Here is an 8,125-nt window from a genome sequence, read left to right as displayed (position 1 = left end):
CTTTGTACCATACGACCATACCTGCTATGAGCATGAACAACATAAGGACAAGGCTGAATTGAAACCAGCGGCTCCACTTGGACGCGTCATTCGGATGAATGATGCGACGAGGTGGAAGGCGTCGATCCTCCTCACTCATAAGCGGTTCTGGCCGTTCCATTGAACCTAGGACGGTTTGCTTGTCGTCCCCAATCATTGCGCTTTCCTCCCATATCGAATAATGCATCCCATAACCAAATCAATAATAAAATGCGCCAAGATAGGCGTCCATAACGAATTCGTCTGGATATATATCCATCCTAGCCCATAGCTAATACTAAACACAAGTCCGGTCATGATCCAGTGCCGCAAGTAACGGATATGAATCGCTGCAAACAATATACTCGTCCAATAAGGGCCAAAGGCGTGTTGGATCGCTCCCCGAAACAACAATTCTTCACAAATAGCTACAATCGCCGATAACACGACAATATGCCAGATGGCACGATTTCCGAATAGCATCTGATTAATACCACCGTCATCCGATACTTCCTCCGGTACCCAGCGTGATATGAGCAGGTCTACAGTTAGCACAGCAGCTGCAAAACCAACTCCCCACCACAGAACCGAATAGCTACCTGGGAATGAGAATAAATGAATCGGATTTCGGGACTGAAATAATACGACCAAGATGCCGACAATAAGAGTAATGGCCTGCGTAAGATATAAGTTGATCAGAAGCAGTCGATCGGTTAACTCTGATGGTTGCACGACGCGGAACCGAATGTTTTTGAAATTTATTTTTTTCATGGGTCTCCTGAACTACACGGTTCACATTTCAACAAATATCCCCTATACTAGGTATCGACATTGGACAAGGAGCTAATTTATGGAAAAGCGACTCAACCGCGCGGATTATTTATTCTCACTCATTATTGTATTTATGCTGGTCTGCATTGCCGGAGCGTTTTTCTATGGGGTCAAGATCGGTAGAGAAAAAACGGATACAAAATACTCGATCCTTATGAAAAATCAGGAAGAAGCAGCTCGTAAGCCCGGTGCATATGATCAGCAGCACTTGGTGTCGTTCTATCACAGCGTTCTCGTTCCCTATAGGGAATTTCAGTTGAAATGGTTCGATCAGTTGAAGCAGCTGGACCAAGGCTCACCCTCGATCGATCCTGCTGATGTCATGAAGGATTTGAGCCGACTGGCCGCTCAGAAGGTTGAAGTCGCGTATAACGTACCCATGCCTGGCACATCACCCTTATTGGTAGAAGCACAGCAAAACTATATGAAAAGCTTGCAGTTGTTCTCCGATACGTTGAAGAAATTCCAGAGCAAGGCGAACAGTATGCACGCGAGCGTCCTGGTAACAGAACTGGACAAGGATGCATTCCTGATGGAAGCCAAGCGATTCGCCCTGCAAGGACAGCAACAATATTATGCGGCCATGACCAAGTGGAATGAAACGACCGACCCTCATATTAAAGGGCTGGAGTTATTAGGCAAATCTCCCCTGACGACGAAGGAATGGTCGCAGATGAGCTTGATCATCAAAAATAACACGGCAGCCAATATTGTACTAAGCAATCGGTTGTACACTTCCGTCTACCCTCAGGACATTACCGTCCGGATCGAAGAACTGATCTCGTCTGGGGTAGCCAAGAAGATGAACTTGAATGACATCCCGGCCATGATCGATACGTTGATTGGAACGAACGCTATTCGTCAAGGTGATTTCATTCAACGTAAACAAAAGTACTTCAACGGCGAAACGTTACCTCAGCTCCCATTCTTCTCCGAGCAATAACGCAAATCCATCCAACAGTCTGCATAAGGTCCACTTGTGCAGGCTGTTGTGCGTTACCTCTGGGATTCACTACTAATCGTAAGCGAAGCCGCGAAGCTCGGCGATAGCCGCCATCCCGCCTGACACGTTGATCACATTCGTAAACCCTTGTTCCGCCAAGTAGTGACTCACCGTCTCACTGCGTACCCCGTGCGCACATATAATGTACAAGTTCCCTTCTGTCGGCAGTTCTTCCAACCGGTTCGGTATCGTGTTCATCGGAACCAGGCGGCTCTCCTCCAGGTGGTAGTAGTCCCACTCGTACGGCTCACGAACATCAATGATGGTTCCTTCTTCCGGCAACCATTGTTCCAGCTTCTGTGCAAATACCCTTGGGTGAATATACGTGTAACTCATAAGAATGGTTTCTCCTTCATGACGGTTGTTAGTGCCACTATACCCAACAATATCGAATTTATCGATCTACTTCAAGGGCTCATAGCATCAGGATATGAGCCGGATCGTGAGATCGTCTGAATTGTGTCGAATATTTGTCTATTTCCTCACCCCTGCAATCTCCCTTGTCATTAATGTGTCTCTAAATGATTGACACCTCATGCTTGCCATGATAAATTAAGAAACAAGCAAACAACATAACAAGCTATGATGGAGAATCGGATAAATGTCGCTTTCAGAAAACCGGTGGTTGCTGCGAACCGGGAGCTGGCTTTACTCTTGTTCCACTCCTGAGCTACTCCGCGAAAATCGTTATTAGAACGAATTAAGCGCGAGCGGTCACAAGACCGTTATCTCTTTTAGGTCATATAACATGACCGCTAAGGCTGCCTGTGTAAGCAAGCAGCGAAGTTGGGTGGCACCGCGATTATAAGCTCTCGTCCCTTCATACGTCAGATGTCGTATGGAGTTCGAGAGTTTTTTTATTATTAAAGGAGGAACTTAACCATGTACAAAGTATTAGTATCCGACCCGATCAGCGACCTCGGTCTACAACAGTTGACTGATGCAACCGACGTGATTGTTGATAAGCAGACTGGTCTTAGTGAAGATGAACTTGTTGCCATCATGGCGAATTACGATGCCTTGCTTGTTCGCAGCCAGACCAAAGTAACGAAGCGTATTATGGAAGCCGGCGTGAATCTGAAGGTTATCGGCCGAGCTGGTGTAGGCGTAGATAATATAGATCTTGACGCAGCTACTTCATGCGGCATCGTCGTCATCAATGCCCCGGACGGCAATACGATTACGACTTGTGAGCACACATTCGCTATGATGATGGCTCTCGCTCGCCATATCCCGCAAGCTTATCGCAAGACAGTTGACGGGGTCTGGGACCGTAAGTCGTTCGTCGGCGTCGAGCTTCGCAACAAAACATTCGGCGTACTAGGGCTTGGGCGGATCGGTACTGAAGTAGCCAAGCGTGCCATCGCATTCGGAATGACGATTATGGGTTACGATCCGTTCATGAGCGAAGAACGTGCTGAGAAGTTAGGCATCAAGCTCGCCAGTGTTGATGAAATTGTTCGCAATGCGGATTTCATGACCGTGCACACACCGCTCACCCCGGAAACCCGGCATATGATCTCCAAGCCGCAGTTCGATGTGATGAAGCGTGGTATGCGTATCGTCAACTGCGCACGCGGCGGGATTATCGACGAGATGGCGTTAGTCGAAGCTATTGATGAAGGCATTGTGGCCGGCGCTGCATTCGACGTATTCGAAGAAGAGCCTCCACGTCCTGATCATCCGTTCCTGAAGCATCCTAAGATTATCGTGACCCCACACTTGGGCGCTTCAACGATCGAAGCCCAAGAGAACGTCGCAATTGACGTGTCCGAGCAAGTGCTGAACATCTTGCGTGACGCGCCGTTCCGGAATGCCGTGAATATGCCTCCAATCGCTGCGGAAGTGCTGAACAAAATTCAACCCTACTTCAATTTGTGCGAGAAGCTCGGTCTATCCCTGGCTCAGATTACAGAAGGCGCCGTTCAGGAAATTAAGATCAATTACTCCGGTGATTTGGCTGATTTCGACATCAATCCGTTGACACGTTATGTGTTGAAGGGCGTTCTGTCTCACCACCTGGGCAAGGAGCAAGTTAATATCGTGAATGCGACCCACTTGGCGAAACAGCGCGGAGTGCAGGTCATCATCGAGAAATCGACAGCTGTCCAAACGTTCACGAATCTCGTTACGATTACACTTAAGACTAAGGACGAGGAGAGATGGCTGTCCGGCACATTGCTCGCCGGCTACGGAGAGCGCATCGTCCGCTTCGGGCCATATCCGGTCGACATTGCACCTGAGGGTAACATCCTGCTCATTTCCCACCACGACAAGCCCGGGATAATCGGGAAAGTCGGTACTCTGCTCGGCAGCAACGATGTTAATATTGCGACGATGCAAGTAGGACGTACCGATATCGGCGGATCAGCTGTCATGCTGCTGACAATTGATAAGAAGTCGCCTAAGCATGTGCTGGAGGAATTGGCTAAGCTGCCGGAGCTGAAGCGCGTCCGCGAAATTATGCTGTAAGCTCTCAGACAGGTGCAGACAGGTGTAATGTTCCACGATTAACAAGATTTGTCTTCTTTCTTCAACATAAAAAGGATTTTTCCGATAAGCTATTCGGAAAAATCCTTTTGTATTATGTGGAATGATTAGGGATGGTGATAGAAAATGTCGTCCCTTGGCCAAGTTCGCTTTCCGCCGATATCGTCGCTTGGTGTGCATCGATGATATTTTTGACAATAGCAAGACCTAACCCGGTCCCTCCTGAGCCTGAACTGCCTCTGGTACGGGCTTTGTCCGCTTTGTAGAACCGTTCGAATATATAAGGTAAGTCCTCTTGCGGAATACCTTGTCCTTGGTCGCTAATCTGCATTTGAACCATGGGAGGATGAGCATTACTAGCGGCGGCTATCTCCTTAACCCGCACCTCAATGACGCCTCCTGGCGACGAATGCCTAATCGCATTATCAAGCAAATTCGTCAACACCTGCTCCAGGCGATCCTCATCTGCTCGGTGCAAATCAATCTGATCGGGCTGGAAATCCACATTCAGACTGAGCTCCTTCTCCCTGCACAAGGCCGAAAACTTGCGATGAACCCGCATTACGAGTCCATTCACGTTAACAGGACCATAGTGCATCTCCAGGTGACCAGCTTCCATGCGAGCCAGGTCGAGCAAGTCCTGTACGAGCCGCCCCATGCGCAAGGACTCATCATGGATAACCTGAGCGACATCATGACGCTCCTCGGGTGTCGAGACGATGTCATCCAGCAGCGCCTCGCTATAGCCTTGCAGCATCGACAGCGGCGTTCTCAGCTCATGGGACACATTCGCTACAAAGTCTTTGCGAAGCTTGTCAAGCCGATACTCCTCTGAGACGTCACGCATCACCGTAACAGTCCCCCGCAAGCTCTCCCCCGCGTACAAGGGTGCCATCACCACAGAATACACATTGCTCCGAACATGAATCGTTGATGTCATCTCCCTGCTGTCTTGAACGACTGACTCAAAGAGCGATTGCAACGGTACCGGAACATGCTGTTCCTCGCCCTGTGATCGTCCGTCCGACCATTCCAGGTCGTGCCACTCCCGCACCAGCCGCTCGCCCTGAGGATTGGTCAGAATGACAATCCCATCCGCATCCAGCGTCACAACGGCATCGGTCATACTTCGCAGGACGCTAGCCAAATGCTCCTTCTCATGATTGAGCGCGTGAATCGTCTCCTCCAACCGTCCGGTCATATGGTTGAAGGTCTGAGCCAATTCCCCGATCTCATCGCTGGATGTGACTGGAACTCGCGTACGATATTCCCCCATCGTAATGTAATCGGCAGCCTTCTTCATCTGCAGTAGCGGTTGTGTAATCTTGGTCGATAAGAAGAAGGCGAATAATGTCGTAAGCAGGAATCCGACTACAGCCGCTATCGCGAACAAATTACGGAAATACGTTTGCGTATAGCTAAGCGTTATCTGCGATTGATAGATCATCACAAGGCCGCCGCTCAAGCTATCCGATCTCATCGCGTGTGGGACCGCTACAGCTAGAAAGCGCTTGCCGCTGCTAGGGTCAACAAATATTCGTTTATCTGTTCCACCGGCGACGACGCGATCCAGCTCGCCCTGCGTGAAAATATCGATCGCTTTGAACTTAGGAAATGCCGCTGAGCTAGGAGTGGCGAACGAGTCTTCCAATTTGGCGTTCAAAACAACCAGAGCCGCGTCCTGGGCTGCTAGCAGCTCGTTCACGGCACTCATATAATTCGTATCTTCTTTGTGTGTGGTCAAGTCTTGGGAAACTTTCGTAGCCAGCTTCTGAAGGCTGACTTCCTGATCCTTGGAGTTGGCGAAGTTCGTGTTCAGAAACTGGCCCATGAATACTCCGTTGATCAATAGAACGACGGCTACTAGAATAATAATCGTCATCCACAGCTTCCCTACGACGCTTCTCCATAGTTTCACGTTATTTGGGCACCTCTAGCTTGTAGCCCACGCCCCATACAGTCGTGATCATCGAAGCCGCATYGGATGAGACTTTATTCAGCTTCTCACGAAGACGCTTCACATGTGTGTCCACCGTACGCAGATCGCCGAAAAATTCATAGTTCCAAACGTCCTTCAACAGATCCTCTCGGGAGAACACTTTGTCAGGAGATGAGGCCAAGTAATGAAGAAGCTCGTATTCCTTCGGAGTGAGCGCTACTTCCTGCCCACCTGCCGTTACCCGATGGGCATCATGTTCGATCAGCAGGTTGGAGAACACGATATTGTTGCTAGTGTTGATCGTATCTTTGGCCAAATAAGCGGTTGCCGATGAACGACGAAGAATGGCCTTCACTCGGTAAATGACTTCGCGAGGACTGAACGGCTTCACCACATAGTCGTCCGCTCCAACTTCGAAACCTTGAACCCGGTTCGCTTCCTCACCCTTGGCCGTCAACATAATAACCGGCGTTGCCTTGACTTGCCGCAACCGGGTGCACACTTCGATTCCATCGATACCTGGCAGCATCAGATCGAGCAGGACTAGATCGTAGTCGTTGTCGAGTGCTTTGCTCAGCGCGCTTTCACCATCGTCGGCCTCCTCGATCACGAATCCCTCTTTCTCCAAATACATGCGAAGCAGACGGCGAATACGTTCTTCATCATCAACTATTAATATGCTTGCTTTCAAATCGTTCATATGAATGGCCATCCTTTCTTGAATAAACAGAAAGTTGAAATCCCGGGGTCTCCGCAAAGTAATCGGAATATGCATCGAAGGCCCTCGTCACTTTGTGGGGTAATCATTAAACTCCAGCGTAAGAGTGAAGACCTGCAATAATAAGATTTACCCCAATCAGTGTAAACATAACTACGATAAATCCAATAACGGACATCCAGGCAGACTTACGTCCCTGCCAGCCGCGTGAAAGTCTGAAGTGCAGGTAGGCCGTGTAGAACAGCCAAGTAATAAGGGCCCATACTTCCTTAGGATCCCAGCCCCAGAACCGCCCCCATGCTTCGGAAGCCCAGATCATGGCGAAGATGAGTGCACCCAACGTGAAGATCGGGAATCCGATGGCGATGGCCCGATAGCTGATCTCATCCAGATCCTCGGCGTCCATCCCCTGCATAGCCGGACTGATCGCCGCTCCGATCTGCTTGCGCAGTACAAGCCTCGCCAGCCCGTACAGGACCGTTCCTGTCAGGAATGACCAGATCACCGTGTTCAGCTTGCGTCCCGCATTCACGCCATTCATCCAAGACGGAGCCGTGAGCAGAGGCTCGGTGACACCCAAGAACGAATCCATCTCGACCACTTCGCTGTTATACGGCTTGAAGATCGGTGGAAGTACGTAGTCGACGGTTTCGGTTGATGTAACTTGATTGCCTGCTTTATCAATCGTGACAACTTCACGATCGAACTTCGCTTCATAGCCAACAGCCTGGAAGGCGAATACATTGACGATAAACGAGATGATCAGGAGGACGGTGAAGATCGTAAGTTCAACCCCACGTCGTGCCCGCTTACCCTTAGCTGTCTTGTCTTGATAATCGATCACTCGAATCAAATACATGAGACCGGCTGCGAACCCTACGGCGAAGAATGCTTCACCCGCTGCGGCGGTCGTCACGTGAATCTTCAGCCAGTAACTCTGCAAAGCAGGGATGAGCGGCTGAATGTCTTGCGGGAATACCGAGGCGTACGCCAGAATGATGAAGCCCACTGGCATCGCGAACATACCTAACACCGGTGTGCGATAGATCAAGTAGACGATAACGAACGCGACCATCGTCATCATGGCGAGGAACGTCATGAATTCGAACATATTGCTCGTCGGGAT

At 49.7% G+C, this 8,125-nt stretch carries 7 protein-coding genes and 1 pseudogene; 2 read left to right on the top strand and 6 right to left on the bottom strand.

The annotated features are described in order from the left end of the window. Both AC1DWB_RS29475 and AC1DWB_RS29470 read right to left on the bottom strand, forming a co-directional pair. Positions 1 to 196: pseudogene (locus tag AC1DWB_RS29475) on the bottom strand (hypothetical protein); the annotation flags it as partial. Continuing rightward, a complete protein-coding gene (locus AC1DWB_RS29470; protein WP_477544668.1) occupies positions 193 to 789 on the bottom strand; it encodes a lysostaphin resistance A-like protein in 597 nt (198 codons plus the stop codon). The gene AC1DWB_RS29470 and the pseudogene AC1DWB_RS29475, both read right to left, overlap by 4 nt. A 79-nt stretch (positions 790 to 868) precedes the next feature. Here AC1DWB_RS29470 and AC1DWB_RS29465 point away from each other — a divergent pair, with 79 nt between their 5' ends. Further along, positions 869 to 1,792 carry a hypothetical protein gene (locus AC1DWB_RS29465; RefSeq protein ID WP_477544667.1) on the top strand — a complete coding sequence of 308 codons (924 nt, stop codon included), beginning with the start codon at positions 869 to 871 and terminating at the stop codon, positions 1,790 to 1,792. A gap of 72 nt (positions 1,793 to 1,864) precedes the next feature. Here the strand turns inward: AC1DWB_RS29465 and AC1DWB_RS29460 are convergent, their stop codons facing one another. Then, positions 1,865 to 2,188, bottom strand: a complete 324-nt coding sequence (locus tag AC1DWB_RS29460; RefSeq protein ID WP_477544666.1) for a rhodanese-like domain-containing protein — start codon at positions 2,186 to 2,188, stop codon at positions 1,865 to 1,867. A 546-nt stretch (positions 2,189 to 2,734) separates the two neighbouring features. Here AC1DWB_RS29460 and serA point away from each other — a divergent pair. Continuing rightward, positions 2,735 to 4,324: a phosphoglycerate dehydrogenase gene (serA, locus tag AC1DWB_RS29455; RefSeq protein ID WP_477544665.1), complete on the top strand. Its 1,590-nt coding sequence runs from the start codon at positions 2,735 to 2,737 to the stop codon at positions 4,322 to 4,324. 112 nt (positions 4,325 to 4,436) lie between these two features. On the opposite strand, the gene AC1DWB_RS29450 is transcribed toward serA, so the two are convergent. From AC1DWB_RS29450 to ccsA, 3 genes are all read right to left on the bottom strand, one after another. Further along, entirely contained in the window at positions 4,437 to 6,260 is a 1,824-nt protein-coding gene (locus tag AC1DWB_RS29450; RefSeq protein WP_477544664.1) for an ATP-binding protein, read from the bottom strand. Between the two features lies 1 nt (position 6,261). Then, positions 6,262 to 6,981, bottom strand: a complete 720-nt coding sequence (locus AC1DWB_RS29445; RefSeq protein ID WP_477544663.1) for a response regulator transcription factor — start codon at positions 6,979 to 6,981, stop codon at positions 6,262 to 6,264. 106 nt (positions 6,982 to 7,087) lie between these two features. Continuing rightward, a partial coding sequence (gene ccsA, locus AC1DWB_RS29440; protein ID WP_477544662.1) for a cytochrome c biogenesis protein CcsA occupies positions 7,088 to 8,125 on the bottom strand: 1,038 nt, incomplete at its 5' end.

Source organism: Paenibacillus sp. P4_E11 (assembly GCF_056401635.1).
The sequence above is the reverse complement of the archived record's forward strand: the minus strand, read 5'-3'. Positions and strand labels throughout refer to the sequence as shown.